1 protein-coding gene is annotated in these 533 nt (G+C 40.0%); it reads right to left on the bottom strand.

The genetic code is table 11. The annotated features are described in order from the left end of the window. Window positions 1-373, bottom strand: a 373-nt coding sequence (locus GY937_23225) for a hypothetical protein (protein ID MCP5059628.1), incomplete at its 3' end; no start/stop codon positions are given. Between the last annotated feature and the right edge of the window lie 160 nt (window positions 374-533).

Raw genomic sequence — 533 nt, 5'->3', positions numbered from 1 at the left:
CAAATGTTTCTCCCGCATCAGGGCTATCTTTTAAATTTCTAAATCTAATTCGAATCATGGCACCGGTTAAAGCAAACCATTTAACGTGCACATGATTTACCGGATCCATTTCGTAGAAATGACTCAATTCAAAGCCACCCCCGATTTGATATTCATCCGCATCATCCATATAAAATCGATTAGCTATTATCCGATCCACCATATTCCAAAAAGCTTTCGTACCATGGTTTGCTCGCGCGTTATTCGATAATTGTTCTAAACGCAACCATACCGCTTCCGCTAATTCCGTAAAAGTTTCGCAATTCCAATCGATTATAGACAATAAATAGTCTAGTTCCGCAAGCGTTGATTTGTTTATCTGTTTCGCATTCATTGTTGTTTAGCGTTCCAAACGTCTTTCGCAACTGATTGAACGTGGCTCAGGCGAATAGTTTGACCTAGATATTATTAACCAACCGTTTTTCGCAACTGCGCATTTATACAAGGCGACCTACTGATTGAGCGTGGCTCAGGCTATTATCTGACCTAGATAT

This window comes from bacterium (assembly GCA_024228115.1).
Lineage (GTDB): Bacteria > Myxococcota_A > UBA9160 > UBA9160 > UBA6930.
The sequence above is the reverse complement of the archived record's forward strand: the minus strand, read 5'-3'. Positions and strand labels throughout refer to the sequence as shown.